Origin of the sequence: Paracoccus laeviglucosivorans (assembly GCF_900182695.1) — a bacterium.
Taxonomy (GTDB): Bacteria; Pseudomonadota; Alphaproteobacteria; order Rhodobacterales; family Rhodobacteraceae; genus Paracoccus; species Paracoccus laeviglucosivorans.
On sequence record NZ_FXTK01000002.1, the window covers coordinates 175,267 to 196,482 of the forward strand.

The 21,216-nt window shown below is 66.5% G+C and carries 18 protein-coding genes; 6 read left to right on the plus strand and 12 right to left on the minus strand.

Annotated features, from left to right (window positions below):
* Window positions 1-52 precede the first annotated feature (52 nt).
* A complete protein-coding gene (locus tag FN835_RS02955) occupies window positions 53-736 on the plus strand; it encodes a DnaA N-terminal domain-containing protein (protein WP_142661708.1) in 684 nt (227 codons plus the stop codon).
* Here FN835_RS02955 and FN835_RS02960 read toward each other — a convergent pair.
* On the minus strand, window positions 733-2,256 hold the full coding sequence (locus FN835_RS02960; RefSeq protein ID WP_142661709.1) for a phospholipase D-like domain-containing protein: 1,524 nt from the start codon (window positions 2,254-2,256) through the stop codon (window positions 733-735). The genes FN835_RS02955 and FN835_RS02960 overlap by 4 nt on opposite strands.
* Window positions 2,257-2,332: 76 nt before the next feature.
* A complete protein-coding gene (locus tag FN835_RS02965; RefSeq protein WP_142661710.1) occupies window positions 2,333-3,520 on the minus strand; it encodes a multidrug effflux MFS transporter in 1,188 nt (395 codons plus the stop codon).
* Between the two features lie 161 nt (window positions 3,521-3,681).
* On the opposite strand from FN835_RS02965, the gene FN835_RS02970 reads away from it, so the two are divergent.
* Window positions 3,682-4,563, plus strand: a complete 882-nt coding sequence (locus FN835_RS02970; RefSeq protein WP_142661711.1) for a DMT family transporter — start codon at window positions 3,682-3,684, stop codon at window positions 4,561-4,563.
* 15 nt (window positions 4,564-4,578) lie between these two features.
* Here FN835_RS02970 and FN835_RS02975 read toward each other — a convergent pair whose 3' ends face one another.
* The 6 genes from FN835_RS02975 to FN835_RS03000 form a co-directional block, all read right to left on the minus strand.
* Window positions 4,579-6,246, minus strand: a complete 1,668-nt coding sequence (locus tag FN835_RS02975) for an OpgD/OpgG family glucan biosynthesis protein (protein WP_246098638.1) — start codon at window positions 6,244-6,246, stop codon at window positions 4,579-4,581.
* A gap of 262 nt (window positions 6,247-6,508) precedes the next feature.
* Window positions 6,509-7,246 (minus strand): calcium-binding protein, encoded by a 738-nt coding sequence (locus FN835_RS02980; protein WP_142661712.1) that lies wholly within the window; start codon window positions 7,244-7,246, stop codon window positions 6,509-6,511.
* A gap of 98 nt (window positions 7,247-7,344) precedes the next feature.
* Window positions 7,345-8,517: a glycerate kinase family protein gene (locus tag FN835_RS02985; RefSeq protein WP_142661713.1), complete on the minus strand. Its 1,173-nt coding sequence runs from the start codon at window positions 8,515-8,517 to the stop codon at window positions 7,345-7,347.
* 134 nt (window positions 8,518-8,651) lie between these two features.
* The gene (locus FN835_RS02990) at window positions 8,652-10,328 is read right to left on the minus strand and encodes an SLC13 family permease (protein ID WP_142661714.1); all 1,677 of its coding nucleotides are present in this window, start codon (window positions 10,326-10,328) and stop codon (window positions 8,652-8,654) included.
* A 55-nt stretch (window positions 10,329-10,383) separates the two neighbouring features.
* On the minus strand, window positions 10,384-11,115 hold the full coding sequence (locus FN835_RS02995) for an anti-sigma factor family protein (RefSeq protein WP_142661715.1): 732 nt from the start codon (window positions 11,113-11,115) through the stop codon (window positions 10,384-10,386).
* 50 nt (window positions 11,116-11,165) lie between these two features.
* Window positions 11,166-11,657, minus strand: a complete 492-nt coding sequence (locus FN835_RS03000) for an RNA polymerase sigma factor (RefSeq protein WP_142661716.1) — start codon at window positions 11,655-11,657, stop codon at window positions 11,166-11,168.
* A gap of 93 nt (window positions 11,658-11,750) precedes the next feature.
* Here FN835_RS03000 and FN835_RS03005 point away from each other — a divergent pair, with 93 nt between their 5' ends.
* The 4 genes from FN835_RS03005 to FN835_RS03020 all read left to right on the plus strand — a co-directional run bounded on the left by FN835_RS03005 (window position 11,751) and on the right by FN835_RS03020 (window position 16,689).
* Entirely contained in the window at window positions 11,751-13,064 is a 1,314-nt protein-coding gene (locus tag FN835_RS03005) for a S8 family serine peptidase (protein ID WP_142661717.1), read from the plus strand.
* 182 nt (window positions 13,065-13,246) lie between these two features.
* Window positions 13,247-14,062, plus strand: a complete 816-nt coding sequence (locus FN835_RS03010) for an alpha/beta fold hydrolase (protein ID WP_142661718.1) — start codon at window positions 13,247-13,249, stop codon at window positions 14,060-14,062.
* A 21-nt stretch (window positions 14,063-14,083) separates the two neighbouring features.
* A complete protein-coding gene (locus FN835_RS03015) occupies window positions 14,084-15,133 on the plus strand; it encodes a P-loop NTPase family protein (RefSeq protein WP_142661719.1) in 1,050 nt (349 codons plus the stop codon).
* The gene (locus FN835_RS03020) at window positions 15,130-16,689 is read left to right on the plus strand and encodes an ABC transporter ATP-binding protein (RefSeq protein WP_142661720.1); all 1,560 of its coding nucleotides are present in this window, start codon (window positions 15,130-15,132) and stop codon (window positions 16,687-16,689) included. Before FN835_RS03015 ends, FN835_RS03020 begins: the two co-directional genes overlap by 4 nt.
* A 4-nt stretch (window positions 16,690-16,693) precedes the next feature.
* Here the strand turns inward: FN835_RS03020 and FN835_RS03025 are convergent, their stop codons facing one another.
* The 4 genes from FN835_RS03025 to FN835_RS03040 are packed head-to-tail and all read right to left on the minus strand — an operon-like array spanning window position 16,694 to window position 21,201.
* Window positions 16,694-17,293, minus strand: a complete 600-nt coding sequence (locus FN835_RS03025) for a histidine phosphatase family protein (protein WP_142661721.1) — start codon at window positions 17,291-17,293, stop codon at window positions 16,694-16,696.
* Complete coding sequence (locus FN835_RS03030; RefSeq protein ID WP_142661722.1) at window positions 17,290-18,333, minus strand: ABC transporter ATP-binding protein; 1,044 nt, start codon at window positions 18,331-18,333, stop codon at window positions 17,290-17,292. The genes FN835_RS03025 and FN835_RS03030 overlap by 4 nt, the downstream gene beginning before the upstream one ends.
* The gene (locus FN835_RS03035) at window positions 18,330-20,033 is read right to left on the minus strand and encodes an ABC transporter permease (protein WP_221930386.1); all 1,704 of its coding nucleotides are present in this window, start codon (window positions 20,031-20,033) and stop codon (window positions 18,330-18,332) included. The genes FN835_RS03030 and FN835_RS03035 overlap by 4 nt, the downstream gene beginning before the upstream one ends.
* Before the next feature lie 52 nt (window positions 20,034-20,085).
* Complete coding sequence (locus FN835_RS03040) at window positions 20,086-21,201, minus strand: ABC transporter substrate-binding protein (protein WP_142661724.1); 1,116 nt, start codon at window positions 21,199-21,201, stop codon at window positions 20,086-20,088.
* Window positions 21,202-21,216: the final 15 nt, after the last annotated feature.

The window sequence follows — 21,216 nt, forward strand, 5'->3', positions numbered from 1 at the left end:
AGCAGCCGGGATATTCGAAGCAGCATCCGGCAAAGCCGGGGCAGGGGCAGTCATGCAGGTGATCCGAGCCGTCGGGCGTGATGCCGCGGCCAAGAAATACGATATTCTATCCGCCATGATGGCCCATGCCATGGCGGGCGACAAGCATCGGCAAAAGCTGGTGCTGCGTCTGATGGCATTGATCACCACCCGCTATAACTGGCAGCGCGACGAATTGACGATGGGTCAGCGCGAGATCGGACGGCTTTGGTGTGTCGATGAGCGGACGGTGAAACGCGACATGGCAAAGCTGCGCGCGCTTGGCTGGCTGGAGGTCAAGCAGCCCGGCGCAAGGGGGCGTGTGTCGGTGCTGGGCGTCAATATCGAACGTATCCTGCTGGATACGAAACCTGAATGGCCCAATATCGGCCCGGATTTCGTTGAGCGGCTTGGCGGTCTGACCCAGACGCCCATCACCAATGTCGTGCCGCTGCATCGCACGCCGATTGCCCCCCAGCCGGAGGGGCAGGGGGTCTGGGCCGACGCACTGCGAAGATTGGCCCAAGAGGACCGCGCATTATATGACGGCTGGTTCGCCGCAATGACCGAGGCCGGCATCGACGAGGGGTGCATGACGCTGCTGGCACCCACCCGTTTTCATGCAAGCTACGTGCAGACGCATCTGGCCGAACGGGTGGCCACCGCAGTGCGCCGCATAAACGGGTCGATTCTGCGGATTAAAATAACTTCGCCCTAGTCAGGCCTGCGGTTCTTTGGGCGTCGCACCTGATGCAGAAACAGGGCACCAGCGGCGAAAAGCCCGGCCCCGATCATCACATGCCGCGAGGTGATGCCGATGCGCGCCCGAGCGCTGGCGCGGTAACGCGGATCAAAGAACCGCGTATCGGCCAGAAAGCAGCCCAAGGGCGTTTCGCGGCGCAGGGGCAATTCGCGCAGACCCCGTCCGGTGTGATCGTTCAGCGATTCGATCGCGGCGATCAGGCTGCCATGTTCGACCACGGCGGCGGCTACGGCTTCGGGCGTGGTGTCCAGATGTTCGGCCAGCAGGCGGTCGCGCATGGCAGCGATCATGCGGCGGCTGGAGCCTTTGGTCCCGGCCAGCGCCACATCGCATTCGGTGTCGAACCCCATCGAGCGGCGGTCGATGTTCGACGATCCCACGCGCAGCATCGTGTCGTCGATAATGCTGATCTTGGCGTGAACATAGATCGGCTCTTGGGCCGCATTGACGGGATACAGGATGCGGAAACGGCCATGCCAGTCATGTGCCCGGAGTTCGCGCACCATGCGCGAGCGGGTGACGTGCATGGCCTGATCCTCGATCATCTTTTGCGCGGCCTGCGGCTGGATGATGACGACCTCGGGTCCGTCGGGCTGCATCAGGCGGCTTTTGATGGCGCGGGTGATGCTGTCGCAGCAGAAATACTGCGATTCAAGATAGATCACATCGCGGGCGGAATTGATGCTGTCCAGATAAAGCTGTTCGATTTCCGCGACGGTGGGGTGGTCGGTGGTCGGCGGCTCGGTCCGGGCGATGGCAAGATCGACATCGTTCAGCATCGGCCGGATGCTGTCGGGCCACAGGTCGGCACCGGGGCGGAAATCTTCGTCCACGGGCGCGTCGTTGGCGCGTTCCCAGCGGTCGCGGGCCAGCTCGCTCAGCGCGGCGGCGGCGGGCCCCGAAATCACCGCCGAGGCGTCGTGCCAAGGCTGCGCGATCTCGCCCGATTTCAGGCGGCGCAGGTCGTCATCCGGGGCATGGTCGGGGCTGTCCCAGCGCCCGTCCGTCACGTCGATGCCGCCGCAGAAGGCCAGCGAATCGTCGATGACGACGATCTTTTGGTGATGACAGGCGCCGATGGGGTGGCGGCCGTCGAATGCCAGATGCACCTGTTCGGGCGACATGAACTTGACGCGGGCGGCGGGCAGGATGCCGCCGGGCGCAATCAGGGCGCCGCCGCTCCATTTCAGCAGGTAGATGTCAAGGCCGGGGCGGCGCTCGGCCAGCGCATCCAGAAAGGGGCCGACCTTGTTCGGAAAGCCGTCAGGGGCGAAGCCCTCGTCGTCGCTTTTGCCGGGCAGCATCTCGATTTCGAAATCGAAGTCCCAGCCGACCATCAGGGCCAGCCGTTCAGCTTTCAGCAGCGATTCCCGCAGCGCGCGGAAATAGGCCTGACCATCGACGATGAAGGAGTAGCAGCTGGCTTTTTCAACGCGCCAGCAATTCTTGCCGGGGCGGAACTGGAAATCTTGCATGTGTCACCGCGTAAGGGGAGGGCGGGACAGAAACGGGGCCGCGGCGGTCGGGGTTCCGCCGCGGCCTTAACTTATATCAGCGCAGTCGCAGACGCGGCAGGGATAGCGCCGCCGCCGACCAGGCCAGCGCGGCGCAAAGCGCGATCCCCGCCACCATCGTCTGGGCGGTGTTGTTCATGAACAGGCTGGTCAGCGCGATCATCAGCCCGCCCGTCAGCATTTGCAGCGTGCCGCCCAGCGATGATGCAAGGCCCGCGATGTCGGGATGCGGGTCCAGCGACATGACCATGGCCGTGGGCATGACAAGCCCAAGGCAGGCATTGGCCAGAAACAGCCCGATCATCACCACGGGTAGCGCGTCGATGCCCGCCCAGACGATCAGGCTGAGCAGCACGGCCATGCCCGCAAAGCCGGTTATGGCAAGCGAGATCACGCGCTCCATCCCGAACTTCTCGGCGAATTTCGCAGCCAGCTGCGAGGCCGAGAAGAAGCCGATGGCATTGGCCGCGAAGGCCAGCGAAAAGCCGGTCGGGCTAAGGCCGTATTGCCGCGTATAGACGAAGCTGGCCGAGGCGATGAAGACGAAAAAGCTGGCCATGCCAAAGCCGCCGATCATCGTCAGACCGACAAAGCGGCGGTCCGACAGCAGCCGTCGCGCGCCCTGCGCCATGGCGGCGGCGCGGACCGGCTTGCGGTTTTCGGGGGCCAGCGTCTCGGGCAGGACAAAGACGATCAGCGCAAGGCTGATCAGCGCGGCCCCGGCAAGGATCGCGAAGATCTCGCGCCAGCCACCCCATGCCATGACGATCGAGCCGGTCAGCGGCGCCAGCATGGGCGAGATCGAGATGACGATCATGATCGTCGCCATGACGCGGGCGGCGGCCGGGCCGGTCGCCACGTCGCGGATCACCGCGCGGGGCACTGCCATCAGCGCGGCGGCCCCCAGCCCCTGCACGGCGCGGGCGGTGATCAGCCAGCCGATGGTGGGCGCAAGGCTGGCCGCGACGGTCGCCAGCGTGAAAATGCCCACGCCGATCATCAGCGGGCGCTTGCGTCCGATGGCGTCGGCCATGGGGCCATAGATCATCTGCGAGATGCCGAAGACGATGAAATAAGCGGTCAGCGTCAGCGCCGCGCCGGATTCGGTGGTGCCAAGGTCGCTGGCCACTTGCGGCAGCGCGGGCAGATACATGTCGATCGCGAATGGACCAACGGCGGATAATAGGCCCAACACAAGGGCCATGCGGAACAAGGGGTCACGCATCGGGATGCCTGCGATTTTGAAGAATTGGGAAGTGGATACGGGAATGCGACGCGAGAATCGCGCCAAGGATGATGTCACCGCCGCCGCGCGCCTTTTGTCATGCGTGGCGGGGATTGGCAATCCATTTTCCGCGGGTTACGGGCAAGAGCAGGAGGTGCCAGATGAGTGCCAATCTAAAGGGCGCGGCGCTGATGGTCGCTGCGATGGCCGGTTTCGCGGTCGAGGACATGCTGCTGAAGACCGCCTCGAAGACGGTCCCCGTGGGGCTGATCCTGATCATCTTTGGCGGGTTGGGGACCGTTTGGTTCGCGATCCTTGCCAAGTCGCGCGGTGACCGCCTGTTCAGCCGCGACCTGCTGCATCCGGTCGTGGGGGCCAAGGCTGTCGCCGAAATCTGCGGGCGACTGTTTTTCACGCTGTCCCTGGCGCTGGCGCCTTTATCCACGGTGTCCGCGCTGCTTCAGGCATCACCGCTTGTCGTGGTCGCGGGCGCGGCGCTGTTCTTTGGCGAGCGTGTCGGCTGGCGACGGTGGAGCGCGATTGCCGTGGGCTTTGTCGGTGTGCTGATCGTCCTGCGGCCGGGTGTTGATGTCAGCTGGGGTGCTTTGGCGGCGCTGGCGGGGATGTTGGGCTTTGCGCTGCGCGATCTGGCGACGCGGGGCGCACCGAAAAGCCTGTCGAACATGGTGCTGGGGGTTTACGGATTTCTGGCGCTGGTGCCGACCGGGGCGATTTTGCTGGCATTCACCGGCGGGGCAGGGGTGCCTCCCGGATCGGCGCTGGGTCTGATCGCGGTCGCCTCGGTCGTGGGCACCGCGGCCTATTACGCGCTGACGGCGGCGATGCGGCTGGGCGAGGTCGCGGTGGTCACGCCCTTCCGCTATACGCGGCTGGTTTTCGCGTTGATCCTTGCGGCGCTGATATTCGGCGAACGGCCTGATCTGATGACGCTGCTGGGCAGCGCGGTCATCGTGGGCAGCGGCGTCTATACGCTGCTGCGGTCGCGGCGGGCGACACAGAAAGCCGCCGCTCAGGAAGCCTGAGCGGCGGTTCATCTTTTAGGGCGTGGTGGTCGCCGCTTCCTGTTCAGTCGCGGGCTTGTCGGGGTCATAGCCCGGACGGATGCGGTCGAACTGGGTCGGGTGGACCTGACCCAGCCATGTTTCGGTCAGGGGCGCGCCGTCCTTGCCCGACAGGTAGGCGCGGATGTCTGCGGTCTCGACCCCTTCGGCGGCGATGTCGAAGATCAGCCGCCAACGCGAGGTGCCGACGACCGGCAGCGCATAGGACTGCACGATTTCCACGCCCTCTGGCACCGTGACCATGGGCGTCACGCCGTCCTGCTGGCCCAGCTTGCCGATCTCGCCGCCGTCAAAGTCGATGGCGACTTTCAGATGGCCAAAGGGTCGCGGCTGGCCGGGAACGCCGCCCGCGCCGATGCGGGTCGCGACGGTCTTGGCCAGCGGTTGCGGAACGGGCGCGTCGTTCATCCATGTCAGATCATAGTTGAAATCCATTTCCTGGCCCGCCTGCGGCTTTTGCTCGGGGTTCCAGAAGGCGACGATATTGTCATAGATTTCGTCATCGGTCGGGATCTCGACCAGCTGCACCTGACCCTTGCCCCAGCCGTCCTTGGGCGCGATCCAGACCGAGGCGCGCTTGTCATAGAACACGCCATCGTCTTCGTAGTTTTCAAAGCGGCGGTCGCGCTGGATCAGGCCGAAGCCCTGCGGATTCTCGGTCCCGAAGCTGGAGGTGACGACGCGCGGCGGATTCATCAGCGGGCGCCAGATCTGTTCGCCATTGCCCATGACCATCATCAGCCCATCGGCATCATGCACTTCCGGGCGCCAGTCAAAGGCCAGCACGCGGTTGGTTTCGGAATACCAATACATCGAGGTCAGCGGCCCGACGCCCAGCCGTTCGACCGAATTGCGGAAGAACAGCTTTGACGAAATCGCCATCTTCTGACCCTGACCGGGCGTGCCCTTGGTGATGTCCATGCGATAGGCGCCGGACACCGAGGGGCTGTCCATCAGCGCATAGATGGTCACGTCCGCGCTGCCGTCCTTGGGCTTTTCGATGTAGAATTCCTTGAACAGCGGGAATTCCTCGGGCTCGGACATGCCGGAATTCAGCGCAAGGCCGCGCGCCGACATGCCGTATTGGCCCTGCGGTCCCGAGGTGCGGAAATAGGACGCGCCAAGGAAGCTGATCCAGTCGGTCTTGAGGTCTTCGTCCATCAGGCGGAAACCGGCAAAGCCCGTGCCCTTGGTCAATTGCTTGGCCGGGCTGTCGTCGGGCATGTCAAAGAAGCGGGGATCATAGGTGATCTCGCGCGCCTTGCCGTTTTCCACGACGCTGATCTTGACCGGGTTGCGGAAATAAGTGCCCAGATGGAAGAACTGCAGCGGCACATCGCCGACCTTCACGGTCGTCTCGGGCCGGAACATGATCTTCCAATGCGCGTCATAGTCGATCTTTTCCAGCACTTCGGGCTGTTCGACCACAGGGGCGACAAAGGGTTTGGCGGCCAGTTCCCTAGCGCTGGCGGCCAGCGTGTCGAAGGTAAATTCCTGCGACTGGCCGAATGCGGGCTGGAAGGCATCGGCCTGTGCCGCCGCGTCCTGCGCCATGGCGGCGAAAAAGCTGGCGGGCAGAAGCGGCTGGCCAAGCGTCAGGGCAAGGGCTGCGGCGCAAAGGGCGGCGGGTCTGCGGAAGCGCAAGATCGGAACTCCGTTCGGTCAGCGGGTCAGCATTGAAACGACACCGGAAAAGCCCGATGCCGAGGGTCTTTCCCATCGCTATTTGTGTGCGCCCGCTGTGGCAAGCAAATTGCGGAAATTGACCTGCAAAGCGCGAAACCCTGCCGGTTTTCGCCCATGTGCGGGGCCGAAAAGGGTCCGCCGCGCCAGTTTCCCGGCGCGGCGGCGTTTCCTGCCTGTCATGGTGTGCACCTGCCCCGGCGCCCCCCGTCTTGCGCGGCGGTTACCAGATGAAGTCGTCGCCGCCCAACTGGTTCAGGCGGGTGTCTTCGATTACCAGACGGTCGGCGCCGTGGGTGATGATGACGTCGCTGCCGACCTGACGGGCCGCGCCGCGCACATCTGCCCAGCTGTCAAAGCGGCCGTAATGCGACAGGTTGATGCGGTCGTCATCGGTTTCGAAATCGGTGATGACGTCGCGCCCACCGTTCCAGACAAAGGTATCCGCGCCTTCGCCGCCGGTCATGGTGTCGTGACCAAGCCCGCCATCCAGCGTGTCGTTGCCTTCATGTGCGACGATGCGGTCGTTGCCCGCCTGACCCAGCATCCGGTCATCGCCTTCGCCGCCCCAGATGGTGTCGTTGCCCGCACCGGCGATCACGGTGTCATTGCCTTCGCCTGCGTTGATGAAGTCAAAGCCCGAGCCGGTAATGGCCGAGTCGTTGCCTTCGCCTAGCGTGATGTTGTTGCGACCGTCTCCGGCGCGGACCACATCGTTGCCTTCGCCTGCGTTGATCACGTCATTGCCGGCGCCTGCGTCGATCACGTCATTGCCTTCGCCGCCATTGACGCGGTTGTTGCCCTGACCGGCATTGATGCGGTCATTGCCTTCACCACCGTCGATGAAGTCGTTGCCGCCATTGCCGTTGATCGTGTCGTCGCCCGACATGCCATAAAGGCTGTCTGCCCCGTTGGTGCCGTTGATCCGGTTCGAGTCGTCATTGCCACGGATGATAGCCATGGAGTTTCTCCGTCAGTTGAATGTTCCGGCGTGGTGGAGAACGGGACTGACCGTTCGCGCGCCCCGGCTGCCGGGTTGGCCGGGCGCGGATGGGGATGTCAGGCGCGGTGCTGTCGTTCGGCCAGTTGTTGGCCGACCAGCATCATGCGCATGGCATTCTCGGCGGCGCGGCGCAGCAGCTTCGCGCCCTTGCCGATGGCTTCGTCCAGCGAACAGGGCCGCTTGACGATCGAGACATAGGCCGCGATGCCGTGGCCATAGGTCTGGCGCGCGCCCTTGCCGATGGTGCCAGCAAGCGCCACGGTGGGGATGCCCAGTTCGCGGGCGCGGCGCGATACCTCGCAGGGGACTTTGCCGTAGGGGCTTTGACCGTCCAGTGCGCCTTCGGCGGTGATGACCAGATCGGCGCGGCCCAGCAGGCGGTCGAAATCCAGATAGTCCAGCATGATTTCAAAGCGCGGATGCAGCGTCGCCCCGGCAAAGGCGATCAGCCCCGCCCCCAGCCCGCCCGAGGCGCCCGCACCCTGCATGGGCGCCACGTCGCGGTCGGTCGCCCGAAGGATGCAGGCGGCATAGGTCTGCATCCCACGGTCCAGTTGTTCGACCTGTTCGGGCGTCGCGCCCTTTTGCGGGCCGAAGACGCGGGCCACGCCCTTTTCGCCCAAAAGCATGTTGTGCCAGTTCACGGCGGCGTCGATGCGGGTCTTGCGCAGACGCGGGTCAAGCCCGGTGATGTCGATATGGGCCAGACGCTCCAACGCGCCGCCGCCTTCGGGCAGCTCATGGCCCTGGGCATCCAGCAGCCTTGCGCCAAGCGCGCGTGCCATGCCCGCGCCGCCGTCGTTGACGCCGCTGTCGCCGCAACCGATCAGGATGCGTTCGGCCCCGTGATCCAGCGCCTGCAGGATCAGTTCGCCCACGCCGCGGCTGGTGGTCAGCGTCGGGTCGCGGCGGTCGCGGGGGACCAGCGACAGACCCGCTGCCGCCGCCATCTCGATCACGGCGGTGCGGGGGCCCTTGCCGCCCATCACGCCCCAGAAGCTGTCGACGGGCTGGCCCACGGGGCCGGTGACGCGGGCGCGGCGCATTTTGCCGTTGGTGGCGGCGATCAACGCCTCGGTCGTGCCTTCGCCGCCATCGACCATCGGCGCCGACAGGATCTTTGCGTCGGGCATGGCACGGCGGACGCCACGGGAAATGGCCAAAGTCACATCCTTGACCGAGAGGGATTCCTTGAAGCCCGAAGGCGCAATCAGAACGGTCAGCGACATTTTCTTTATCCTTCCTGTTGTCTGATATGATTACGGGGCGGCCTGCGGGCTTATTCCGTGGCGGTGGCGAATTTTTTCTGCCGGGCATGAAAAAGGCGGCCGCGTGGCCGCCTTTTGACAAACCTTACAGAGGCTTATCGGATCACCACATGCAATCCCGCCGGTCGCAACGCCCGGTTGATGCGTTGTTCGATGCGGCGCAGATCGCGCGCGGGCACATATGTGCTGCGGCTCGGGGCGACCGGCGTGGTCAGACCCTTGGGCCGGGGTTGAGGACGGGCGGCGGCGATATGCGGGGCTGCTGCTGCGGGCGGGGTCAGTGCGACGGCCTGCGCGGGCAGGGACGCGGGCGCAAGCGCATGGGGTTGCGGCGCGTCACCGCGCATCGCGGCCAGTTGCGCGGGCCAGACCAGCAGCGCGAACCCGATCAGCAGCGCCGTCACGGCGGGCGCAAGCGGCAGGGCCAGCCGGGCCAGATCGTTTTGGGTAAAGCCTGCATCCTCGGCATTGCCAAAGATCGCGACCGGCTTGGCCGAGGCCATCATGCTTTGGCAAAACCCCGTGCCCATGACCGCGATCAGCACCATCAGCGCCGGATCATGACCAAGCCCCGCCACGGGCAGCGCCAAAGCGGGGATCAGCACCGCCGCGCGTGCGGAACGCGAGGTGATGGCCAGATGCGCCATGACGGCGATGACCGACAAAAACACCGCAACCGCCAGCCCGTGACCGGCCAGATGTGCGGGCAGGGCGGACAGCGCATGTGCCGCCAACCAGCGGTCCGTGCCGGTCTGCGTCATCGACTGCGCGATCAGGACGGTCGCCGTCATGTAAAGCAGCAGCTCGACATCGACGGCGCGGAACGTCTCTTTGGGTTTGCGGGTGCCAAAGGGCGGGGTCAGCAGCACCAGCGCCCCGCCAAGCGCGGTCAGCGCCATGCCGATGCCGTGCCATTCGGCGGTCAGCCACAACCCGACCACCGCCGCCAGCACCAGCCCGATGCGGTGCTGACGGCGGCGTTGTTCGGGACTGTGCGCGGCAGGCTGCATGGGCGCGATCGGTGTCAGCAGCAGGTCGCGCGGCACGAACAGAAGCAGGATCAGGCCCGCCCCGATCAGGCTGGCCAGCAGCGAAAACGGCAGCCCCAGCATGGCCCAGTCCAGATAGCCCAGTTGCAGCCCCGTCGCGTTGCGGATGGCCTGCGCCGCCAACAGATGCGCCCCCGCCCCGATCAGCGATGCCCCGGCCGATAGCAGGATCACGGTTGGGAACAGCAACGCCAGCGGGCGTTTCAGTCGCGGATCGGGCAGGGCAGTCGCGATGGCGGAGAACAACGGCAGCAGCAGCGCCGCCCGCCCCGAGGTCGAAGGCAGCACAAAGGCCGTCGCCGCAATCGCCAGGGTCAGCGCCAGAACCAGCGGGGCCAGCCGCATCCCGCGCCGCAAAAGCGGGGCGACCAGCCGTTCGGTCAGCCCCGCGTCCTTTGCGACGGCGGCGATGACAAAGGCAGCCAGCAGCAGCCAGATCAGTTCCGCGCCCAAAGCGGCGAAAAGCTGCGCCTCGGTCAGCACGCCGCCAAGCACCAGCGCCAGAACGGCCCCCAGCGCCACCAGCGATTCCGGCAGGCGCGTGCCGACCCAGCCAAGGATCGCAAGCGCCGAAACCACCAGCGCAAAGCGCCCGTCCGCAGTCAGCGCGCCCGGCAGGCCGAAGCCGAAACCAAGGATCGCGCCTGCCAGCAAGGTCACGACAAGCCCGCGCCGCGACGGCAGCGGGATCGGGGGAATGGTCACGAAACTCTGGGCGGTCATTGTGCTCTCCTGTCTGTCATGTGACAGGATTACGACGCAGCGCCCGATCTATTCCCTAGCTGGGGGGCAGACCTTCGGCGCTGTCGCCAAGGGCTGCGGCCTCTTCCTCGGGGGTTAGGGGCGCGCCTGCGCCCACCGCCTGCAACGCCGCGTCGATCGAGCTTTCGCCGGATGCGGGCTGGAAGGTGCCTTCTTCGGTCGCGGCGAGGGCGGCGAAACGCTGCACCCAGCCTTCGCTGCCACGGCAGGCCAGAACGGTGCGGACCGTGCCTGCGTTCACCGCCTCATATTCGCGGCAAAGCTGACCCTCGGACCCGCGGAAGGATGCGATCATGCTAAGCTGCGTGCCATCGTCCAGCCCGCGCACCTGCCCCGTGCGGAGTTCGTCCAGCGCCGCGATTTCGGGCTGCCCGAATGCCTGCGGGCCGGGCTTGTCGTTCTGCCACCAGCCAAAGGCAAAGGCCGCAATTGCGACGGATGCCGCAGCGGCCAGCCAAGGGCGGCGGTTGGTATTGGCAGGTTCGGGCATGGGGGGCATTGCCGAGGCCGAGGCCGGGGCCGAGGCCGGGGCCGCCGCTGCGCGGATCATTGCCGCCAGCGGATCTTCGCCTGCATCTTGCCCCGGATCCTCGCGCAAGCCGCCCAGCAAGCGCCGCGTTTCGGTAAAGCGGAACAGACGGGCCTGCAATTCGGGGTCCGCATCGACAGCGCGGCGCACCGCATCGGCGCGTTCGGCATCAAGTTCGCCATCGGCCAGCGCCATCAAGGTTTCGTCGTCGATCTGCATGGCTCTGTCCTGTCAAGCGCGGGGGTTGCGAAAGGCATACGCACCACCGGTCATTTTAATCCCATTTTTTCCGAAAGCGCGAGCCGGGCACGCGAAAGGCGGCTCATGACGGTCCCGATGGGGATGCCCAGCGTCTGGGCGGTTTCGGCGTAGCTCATCTCCTCGATACAGACGAGATGCAGGATTTCGCGCTGTTCTTCGGGCAGGGTCAGCATGGTTTCCTGCACGGATTTCAACATGATGCGCGCTTCCAATCCGGGGCGGGGATCGGTCGGAAGCGCCTCGGGGATGTCGTGGACATCGACCTGCGTGCCCTGCGTCCGCTGCCGCCGGGTCTGGTCGATCCATGCGTTTCGCATGATGCGAAACAGCCACGGCTCCATCCGCGACGCCGCATCGAAGCTGGCGGCATTGGCGATGGCGCGTTCCACCGTGGTCTGGACCAGATCATCCGCCACGTCCTTGCGCCGCGCCAGTGACAGGGCGAAACGGCGAAGGTTCGGCAGAAGGGCGATCAGGGTCTGGCTGAAAGCCGCATCCATGGAACCTCCGGGCTTCGAAAATTGACGATCTGGGGGAATAATAGATGGTGACGGGCGTAGAATGTCCAGAAGCCCCGCCAAAGGAGACGGCCCATGACGCGAATCCTGCTGATGATCGCCACCCTGTCCGCCATGCTGGCGGTGGACCTGAACCCAAGCGTCAACGGGTTGCAGATTTCCGCAGCGATGGCGGATGACGACGACCTGTTCGAAATGGATGACGACGACGACGACGATGATGATGACGACGATGACGATGCGGCCCCGCGCCGCCGCCGTCCCGTGCCCCAGCAGGCACCGCGCGCGCGCGTCGCGCCGCCGCCCGTCTTTGCCCCGAACGAAGTCGTCGCCCGTGGCTTGTCGCAGGATGATCTGGACAGTCTGACCGCAGACGGCTTTCGCCTGCTGCGCCGCACCGAACTTGCCAGCGGTCAGACGCTGATCAGGCTGCGCAAGCCCGATCGGCTGACCATGCCGCAGGCGCGCGATGCGGTGCGGGCGCTGAACCCCGAGGGCGGCGCGGATTTCAACCACTTCTATCGCCCCGAACAATCCAGCGCCTGCGAGGGGGCGGAATGTCCGGCGCGCGACATGATCGCATGGCCCGCCAATACCGGCGGATGCGGCACGCCGCCGCGCATCGGCATGGTTGATACCGGCCTGAATGCCGATCACGAGGTTTTCCGCGATGCCCGCCTGACCGTCCATCGCGTCGGCGCGGATCGCAAGGTGACGCCTTCGGACAAGCTGCACGGCACCTCGGTCGCGGCGCTTCTGGTGGGCAAGGTGGACAGCCGCTCGCCCGGTCTGGTGCCGCAGGCCGAGCTGATCGCGGTGGATGCGTTCTACAAGGCGCGCGACGACGAACGGGCCGATGTCTTCGATCTGGTCGAGGCGCTGGATTATCTGGTCACGCAGCAGGTCGATATTGTGAACCTGTCGCTGGCCGGGCCGCATAACGCGACGCTGGCGCGCCAGATCAATGCGATGCATCGGCAGGATATTGTCATCGTCGCGGCTGCGGGGAATGGCGGCCCCGGCGCCAAGCCCGCATATCCGGCGGCGTATGAGCCGGTGATCGCGGTGACCGCCGTGGATCGGCGCGAACAGGTCTATCGCCGCGCCGGGCGGGGGCAGCATATCGATCTGGCCGCGCCGGGGGTGGATATCTGGACTGCCGCCTCGATCAGCGGGGCGCGGACCAAGACGGGCACGTCATTCGCCGCGCCCTTTGTCACCGCATCTGCCGCCCTGCTGATGCAGCAGCAACCGGGCCTGCCCCCCGCCGAGGTGCGTGCCCGACTGGAGGCCGCCGCCCGTGATCTGGGTGAGTCGGGACCGGACGATATTTTTGGCCACGGGCTTGTCGTTCCCGCCGATCCCTGCGCGACAATCGGCACGCCTTAGGCCCATTTGCGGAAAAAATCCTGCCGATATGGCCCCCGGTTCAACAGGCCGGGGGCCATATCGCATTGAGATTTCACGGGCACATCTATCTGTCAGAAAACATTCACCAAATCTTCGTGAAATAAAGTCCGAGCGTATCCGTCTTCTCTGTGAAAGGCACAACAGGAGGAGCTCCGACTGCCATGCTGGTGATGAACAGACAGACCGATTTGCCGCTGGTCCTGCACGCACAGGCCGAGCCGCTGGCTCTGCGGCTGTCCCATGAAAGACTGGCCGCGCGTATCGATCTGCCGCACGGTCGGCCCCGGCGCGCACCGTTGCTGGCGCTGCATGGCATTTCGCGTGACGCGAATGCGATCCGGCGCGGGTTTCTGGCGGAAACGCTGGGCAGCGGCCGCGTGCTGGTCACGCCGCGCTTTGGCCGCAAGCACTGGCCGCATTTCCAGCGCATCGGCCGCGCAAGGCCCGATCTTGCCGTGCTTGAATTGCTGGCGCAGGCAGGTCGCCACGGGGATTTTGACACCGGAAAATTCGCGCTTTTCGGCTATTCCGGTGGCGCGCAGTTCGTCCATCGTTTTGCGATGCTGTATCCCGGCCGCGTGGCTGCGCTGCATGTCGCGGCGGCGGGCTGGTATTGCCTGCCCGATCCGACCGTCGCCTGGCCCGCTGGGCTGGGCCGCGCCAAAGGCCCGGTTGCGCCGATCGCCAATCTTAAGCTGGCGCAGCTTGACGCATTCCTGCGCCTGCCGGTCCGGCTTTACGTCGGCACCCGTGACGACGCCCGCGAACCCGCCCTGCGCCAAGGCCGCAGGCTGGACGCCATACAGGGCCGCACCCGGATCGAGCGGGCACAGAACTATCTGCTGGCCTTTGCGAATGCGGCGCGTCAGCGGGGCATCCGTCCCGATATTTCGCTGACGCTGCTGCCCGGCTGCGGCCATGATTTCACCGAATGCGCCCGCGAAGGCGGGCTGGCACGGCTGGTCTGTGCGTCCTGACATCCCCCGGAGGAAACCGCTATGAAACATCTGATCAACGACCTGCAGCGTCACGCGAAATGGTCATTCGCCGCGCGGCGCATCCCGCTGCGCGCGGTCATGGGGATCGACGAACAGCCCCATCGCGCCGTGGCAGGCCAGCTTGTGCTGGGGCGTGTGCAATCGGTGGGGCAGCATCGCCGCATCCAGCTTGCCAGCGGTCGCCACGCCACGCTTTATCCCGGCGATCTGATCGTCATGCCCTGCGGTGCGCGCTATGCCCCCGACCAGTTCGAGGGTCTGGCCGAAATCGGGCCGGAAAGCTGCGACATGCTGGCCGGGGGCGGCTGTCTGGGCCGCGCCATCGCCAGCCACGAGAAGATGAAGACACCGACGCGGGTGCAGCCTTTGGGTCGTCTGCTGGGTGCAGGTGACCGGGTGCTTTCAACTGCGGATTTCGCGCTGCCTGCGGGCGCAAACGCACCGCTTTTGCCGGTGATCGCCGTGGTCGGCACGGCGATGAATTCCGGCAAGACCACGGCGGCGGTCGCGCTGACCAAGGGGCTGACGCTGGCGGGCTGGCAGGTCGCAGCGGTCAAGGCCACGGGCACGGGATCGTTCGGCGATTTCAACGAATATCTGGATACCGGCGCGCGCTATGTCGGTGATTTCACCGATGCGGGCATGGTCACGACCTATCTTGAGCCGCTGTCCCGCATCAAGTCGGGCATCCTGAGCCTTGCCGCCGCCGCCCGCGAGGCGGGGGCCGAGATCATGGTCATGGAAATCGCCGACGGGCTGTTTCAGCAGGAAACCGCCGCGCTGCTGGCCGATGCGGAAACGCGGTCATGGTTCAGCGGCGTGCTGTTTGCCTGTGGTGACGGCGTGGCCGCTTTGGGCGGTGTCGCGGAACTGGCGCGCAACGGCCTGCACCCGCTGGCGCTGACCGGGCTTTTGTCCTGCTCTCCCATGCTGTCGCGCGAGGCGGAAGGTGCCACGGGCCTGAGTGTCGTGACGCGCGCGCAGTTGCTTGATCCGCAAGCCGCGGACGCGCTGGTCCGCCAAGCCACGCGCGGGGTTCGCGCGGCATGAGCATGGCACAGGGTCAGGGCATCGCCGTGCCGCAGCCCTTTGCCACGTCGCGGCAACGCGCGCGGCTTGCGGGGCTTGTCGTCATCGCGCTGGCGCAGGCGCTGGCGATGGCGGCGGGGGCGGTCGGCACGCGGATGGCCTTTGCGGGGCTGGAGCGGCTGGGCGCGGTCCCGGCCACCGCCTTGGGGCTGATCGCGGGGGCGGGGCTTGTCATCGCGCTAAGCCGTCCCGCGCTGCGGCTGGTGGGTGAACGCATGTCGCTGGATTACGTGGCCGACCTGCGCCACGCACTGCTGGATCATTCCATGCAAAGCGCCCCCGAGGCGATTGCCGGGCGCAGGCGGGGCTATCTGGTGCTGCGCATCTCGGGGGATATGACTGCGCTGCGCGAGGGGCTGGCACGGGGCATTCCCGCCATCGTGCAGGCCGCCGCGATGGTGCCTGCGGCGGTGCTGGTGCTGACGCTGATCGCGCCGCGCTTTGGTCTGGTCGCGGGGGGGCTGGCGCTGGCCTCGGTCGCGGTGCTGCTGCTGTCGCTGCAACCCCTGGCGCGGGCCGATGATGCGCTGCGCCGCGATCGGGGCCGCGTGGCCGCCGCCTTGGCCGAGCGGATGCCGATTGCGCCGGAACTGGCGCTGATGGGCCGCAGGCGGGCCGAGATGCAGTTGATCGACCGCCTGTCGGGTATGCTGCGCAAAAGTGCGCTGTCGCGCATCGGGCGCGGCGAAATGCTGCGCGCCCTGCCCGAGGCACTGTCGGGGCTTGCCGCCGCCGCCTTTCTTTGGGACGGGGCGCGGCGCGGGCTGACGGCGGCCGATCTGGCGGCGGCGCTGGCGGCGCTGGGGCTGCTGATGCTGCCCCTGCGCGATCTGATGCAGGCGGCGGACCGGCTGGTCGCCTGTCGCACGGCCTATGTCAAATTGCGCCGCGCCCTTGGCCGTCCGGTGGCCGATCTTGGCGGCGGCACGCGGCGGGTCGCGCGGCGTCCACTGGCAATCGACCTGCGTGACGAAGCGGGCGCGCTTGGCCCGATACGCGAGTTCCGGCTTGGGCCCGGCCAGACAGGGACGCTGCCGGTCGGCGACCCGCGCCGCGCCGCGCTGATCATCGCCGGGCGGCAGCGCGATGACGCCTGCGAGGTCGCGATCGGGCAGCAACCAATCGGGCTTTTGTCGCGCGGCAGTCTTCGCCGCAGCGTGGCCGTGATCCGCAAGGATCCCCCCGTCCTGCGCGGCAGCCTTCGGCGCAACCTGACGCTGGGCAGCCTTCGCCGCCCCGGTGACGGTGAATTGCGCCAGCGCCTGTCCGAGGCGGGGCTATGCGATGCGCTGGAGCGGCTGGGCGGGCTGGATGCACGCATCGCCGAAGGGGGGCGGCTGATGTCGGATGCTGACCGCATCGCGATTTCGGTGATGCGTGCGGCCTTGCAGGGGGCGGGGCTGTTGATCGTGCTGCCCGGTCAGGACGAATTCCCGCCCGACCTGCTGCAATATCTGGAACGGACGCAGGCCACTTGCCTGTGGTTGCGGCTGGCCCCGCCTGCGCTGGCGGCCTAAAGGGTCAGTCCGGCGCGTCCAGCCGCAGCGCGCCGGGGGCGATGTTCATCGCCTCGATCCGCGCGCCGTTGGGGTCCATCAGCAGGATCGTCAGGCTGGCGGGCGCGACGGGCACGACGCGGGACGGGGGCAGACCCACCAGCGCCTGCAACGCGGCGCGGATCACGCCGCCATGACAGACGACCAGCGCCGTATGTCCGGCCTGCGCGGCGGCGTCCTGCATGGCCCCCGCCACGCGGTCGCGAAAGCTGTCCCAGCCTTCGGCATCGGGCGGGGTAAAGCGGCCCGCGCGCCAATCCGCATAGTCCTGCGCGGCATCGGCTTGCAGATCGGCGATGTCGCGACCGCTCCAATCCCCAAGGCACTGTTCGCGCAGATCGGGCGTCAGGCGCGCATCCGCATGGCCCAGCAGCGCTGCGGTTTCCGCAGCGCGGCGCAGGTCCGAACTGACGACCAGATCGGGGCGCTGCGCAGCAATCAGCGGGCGCAGCGCGCGGGCCTGTTCGCGGCCCCGGTCGCTCAGGGCGATATCGGTCTGGCCTTGCAGGCGGCGGACGGCGTTCCATTCGGTTTCGCCATGTCGGACGATCAGTAGTCGTTTCACGGGATCAGGTTTCCTTGCGGGTCGAAAAGGGCGGCAGGGGCCGCAGGCAGTTCCAGATGCGCGGTGGCGGGCACTGGCGTTTCGGGATCGGTGATGACGGTCAGGCGCTGCGCCTCGGCCTGCACGGTGACGATCAGGCGACCGGCCATGGGCACCACCTCGATCCGTTCGGCGGGAACGGTGCGGGGTCCGGGGGTCTGGGTCAGGCCAAATTCCTGCGCCCGGACCATGGCGTGACCCGTGGCACCCCGCAATGCGGGATCGGGCAGGCGGCCGAACCACGCGCCGTCGCGGATCGCCACCAGATTGGCCGGGGGCGTGCCCACGAAGCCCGCAACAAAAGCGGTCTGCGGCGCCTCCAGCAGATCGGCGGGCGGGCCGAATTGCTCGATCCGCCCCGCGCGCATGACGGCGACATGGGTGGCCAGCGTCATCGCCTCGACCTGATCGTGGGTGACGTAGACCGCCGTGGCGCCGGTCGCGCGGTGCAGGCGGGCCAGTTCGTGGCGCATCTCCACCCGCAGGGTAGCGTCAAGGTTCGACAGCGGTTCATCGAACAGCATGATCCGGGGACGCGGCGCGATCATCCGCGCCAACGCCACCCGCTGCTGCTGCCCGCCCGAGATCTCGGCCGGATAGCGCGCGGCAAGCGGGGCGATGCCCACGGTCTCCAGCGCTTTGGTCACGCGGGTGCGGCGGGTGGGGGCATCCAGCCCCGCGACCTTCAGCGGCCAGTCCACATTGCCCGCGACCGTCATATGCGGCCATAGCGCATAGGATTGGAACACCAGCCCCGCGCCGCGCTTGTCAGCGGCCATGCTGTAGCCCCGCGCGCCATCGGCCACCAGCGTATCCCCAAAGCGGATCTGGCCCGCGCTTGGCTGTTCCAGCCCCGCCAGCATCCGCAGCATCGTGCTTTTGCCGCAGCCCGATGGGCCCAGCAGCACCAGAAAAGCGCCCTGCGGCACGTCGAAGGTCAGCCCGTCCACGGCGGCTGGCCCGGTGCCATAGGTTTTGGTCAGATTGTCGATGCGGATCATTCGGGACTTTCCTTGCGACCGCGCAGCATGTTTGCCGCAAGGGTCGCGATGACGGATATGGCAAGGATCAGCAGCGTCACCGCATTGGCGAACTGGTGAAACCCGTCCGAGGCGTAGCGGTAAGACAGGACCGACAACACCGGCGTCTGCGGTGCGTAAAGCAGCACCACGATCGCCAGATCGCCGATCACGCTGACAAAGGTCAAAAGCAGCCCTGCGATCAGCCCGCGGCTGGCCAGCGGCAGGGTGATGGCGCCGATGCGGCGGAAAAAGCCCGCGCCGGTCATGCGCGCCGCCTCGTCGATCTCGCCCGAGATCTGGGCGATGGTGGCGCGGCCCGTTTGCACGGCATAGGGCAGCGTGGCCGCCGTCAGCGCCAGCCCCAGCAGCAAAGGCGTGCCGTAAAGTGCCGGAAACGGGCCGATGGGGGCGCCGTAAAGCGCGATATAGGCCGCTCCGAAGGCGATGCCGGGCAAAAGCATCGGCAGAAAGCCAAGCTGGTTGGCCGTCTCGGACAGAAAGGGGATGCGCCAGCGCGTGGTGGCGATGGCGGTCAAAAGACCAACCGCGTTGGCGGCCACCGCGACCGCCGCGCCGACGCCCAGCGTGACCCAGATTGCGGTCAGCAATTGCGGGTTCTGGAAGATGCCGGGCTGTCCACGGGCAAAAGCGGGATCGGCGGCCCCAGTCCAGAAATGCAGCGTCCAGCCGCTGAACAAAGCCGAGGATTGCGGCGCAAGGCTGGCCGCCAGCAAAAGCAGGATGGGCAGGATCGTTGTGACAAGGCACAGCGCCAGCGCCACCGCGCAAAGTGGCCATTTCGCACGCCCCAGCGCCATGCGCGTGCCGCGCCCGCCTTTGCCCGTAATGGTCGCAAAACTGCGCCGTCCGGCCAGAAGCCTGTTGCCGATGCCCAGAAACAGCGCCGAGACGGCGATCAGCAGGATGGCCAGCACATAGCCCCGCTCGGTCTGGCCGATCTCGATCATGCCGAACAGCCGGGTCGAAAGTGTCTGCATCCGCACGGGCAGGCCCAGAAGTGCGGGTGTGGCGAAATTCGACACCGCGCCCGCAAATGCCAGCGATCCGCCGGCCAGCAGTGCGGGTGTCACCACGGGCAGAACGATGCCGAACAGGATGCGGCGGCGCGATGCCCCCGTCATCGCGGCGGCCTGCACCAGATCGCCATTGACCGAACCCAGCGCGGCGGCGATGACGGTGAATGCCAGCGCATAGTAATGCGCGATCAGCACGATCACCGTCGGCACGATACCCCAGGCCAGCCAGTCGGGGATGTGCAGGCCAAGACCTTGCAGCAGACCCGCGCCGCCTCCGGTCCGGTCGTTGCGAAACAGCGTGCCCCAGGCCAGCGCGGTCGCAAAGCTGGGGATCATAAAGGGCAGCGTCGCCATAAAGCCGATGACGCGGCGCAGGGGCAGGTCGGTCATGGTGACAAGCCATGCCAGAAACCCGCCGATCAGCACGCAGCCAAGGGCCACTGCGCTGCCGACCAGCATGGTATTGGCCAGCGGTCGCCAGAACAGGTTCGGTGCAAGGCGGCTTGCAAGCACGTCGCCCCATGCCGCGCTGCCCAGCGTCTGACCCATGATCGTCAGCAAGGGAGCCAGCACGAGGGCTGCCAGAACGGCAAGAACGCCAAGCGTCGGCACAAGGCCGGGGCGGCGCAGGAAATCCATCATCTTCATGTCCATCAGGGGGGCGCGGCTGACCACGCCCCCGGATTTGCGCGGCTTATTGCAGGGTCAGGATCAGGTCGGCCACCTCGGCGCGGATCTGCGCGGTCTGGGCCGGGTCGATGATCCAGCCGTTGAACTGGTCCAGCGGGATCGCATCGGGATGGGGCGCGATGTCGCTGCGGGTCGGCCAGTCGCCCGCGACATAAAAAGGCTTGAAGCCGTCGCCCCCGGTTTCGCTGTCGTCACCCATCAGGAAATCCACGGCAAGGCGCGCGGCTGCGGGGTTCGCGGCCTTGGGGTTCACCGCCAGCAGCGCCGGAAAGACGATGCCGTTCGCGGGCATCACGTCATTGGCGACCTGCAGGGCCCAGCCCTCATCCTCATTGTCGCGGCGGTCGGAATAGCTGGTGAAACCGATGGGCGCGGCAGACTGTCCCTTGGCCCCGACCGCGGCGTTGACGTCATCGGTCGAGCCCATCAGCACCACGTCATTGGCGAACAGATCCGCGATGAATTGCTGGCCCGCGTTCTCGACGCCGCTAGCAAGCTGGATCGGCTTGCCGAACTGCGCCTGATAGGCTTCGGCCATCATGTCGGATTTCAGCACGATTTCCGTCATCAGGTCCAGATAATCGCCGCGTTGCAGGGGATCGACCATGACCACCTTGCCCTTCCATTCCGGGGTGGTCAGATCCCACAGGTTATCGACCGGCGCACCTTGGGGATAGCTTTCTTCGTTATACATCAGAACTTTGGTCGAAAGGCGCTGCGCCAGAAGCGGGGATTTCATCGCGTCGGGCAGATCGGCTGCAACGCGGGGCGGCACATAGGGCGCGATCAGCCCGCCTGCCAGCAATTCGGTCATCACGACCGGCGCATCCGAGATATAGATCACATCCGCGCCGGGCAGACCCGCCTGCGCCTCGGACTTGATGCGCGCGATCTGTTCGGTCGAGGACATATCGAAGCTGACCATGTCGATGCCCGGATAGGCCGCCTCGAACGCGGTTTCGACCCGGCCGATGCGGCTGGTAAAGGCGTAGACCGTCACCTTGCCTTCGGCCTGCGCCTTGGGCAGCAGGGCTGCGTTGTCCAGCGTATCAAGATTGTCCTGCGCAAAAGCGGGCAGGGCGGCGAAAAGGGCAAGGGCAGAGGCGAAAGCGGCGCGCATGGCGAATCCTTTGGG

Coding starts and splice junctions, on each gene's coding strand:
- FN835_RS02955 (WP_142661708.1), top strand. CDS start 53: ATGCAGGTGATCCGAGCCGTCGGGCGTGATGCCGCGGCCAAGAAATAC.
- FN835_RS03030 (WP_142661722.1), bottom strand. CDS start 18,333: ATGATCCGCATCGACAATCTGACCAAAACCTATGGCACCGGGCCAGCC.
- FN835_RS02990 (WP_142661714.1), bottom strand. CDS start 10,328: ATGACCGCCCAGAGTTTCGTGACCATTCCCCCGATCCCGCTGCCGTCG.
- FN835_RS03010 (WP_142661718.1), top strand. CDS start 13,247: ATGCTGGTGATGAACAGACAGACCGATTTGCCGCTGGTCCTGCACGCA.
- FN835_RS03040 (WP_142661724.1), bottom strand. CDS start 21,201: ATGCGCGCCGCTTTCGCCTCTGCCCTTGCCCTTTTCGCCGCCCTGCCC.
- FN835_RS02965 (WP_142661710.1), bottom strand. CDS start 3,520: ATGCGTGACCCCTTGTTCCGCATGGCCCTTGTGTTGGGCCTATTATCC.
- FN835_RS02995 (WP_142661715.1), bottom strand. CDS start 11,115: ATGCAGATCGACGACGAAACCTTGATGGCGCTGGCCGATGGCGAACTT.
- FN835_RS03020 (WP_142661720.1), top strand. CDS start 15,130: ATGAGCATGGCACAGGGTCAGGGCATCGCCGTGCCGCAGCCCTTTGCC.
- FN835_RS03015 (WP_142661719.1), top strand. CDS start 14,084: ATGAAACATCTGATCAACGACCTGCAGCGTCACGCGAAATGGTCATTC.
- FN835_RS02985 (WP_142661713.1), bottom strand. CDS start 8,517: ATGTCGCTGACCGTTCTGATTGCGCCTTCGGGCTTCAAGGAATCCCTC.
- FN835_RS03000 (WP_142661716.1), bottom strand. CDS start 11,657: ATGGATGCGGCTTTCAGCCAGACCCTGATCGCCCTTCTGCCGAACCTT.
- FN835_RS02980 (WP_142661712.1), bottom strand. CDS start 7,246: ATGGCTATCATCCGTGGCAATGACGACTCGAACCGGATCAACGGCACC.
- FN835_RS02960 (WP_142661709.1), bottom strand. CDS start 2,256: ATGCAAGATTTCCAGTTCCGCCCCGGCAAGAATTGCTGGCGCGTTGAA.
- FN835_RS02970 (WP_142661711.1), top strand. CDS start 3,682: ATGAGTGCCAATCTAAAGGGCGCGGCGCTGATGGTCGCTGCGATGGCC.
- FN835_RS03005 (WP_142661717.1), top strand. CDS start 11,751: ATGACGCGAATCCTGCTGATGATCGCCACCCTGTCCGCCATGCTGGCG.
- FN835_RS03035 (WP_221930386.1), bottom strand. CDS start 20,033: ATGATGGATTTCCTGCGCCGCCCCGGCCTTGTGCCGACGCTTGGCGTT.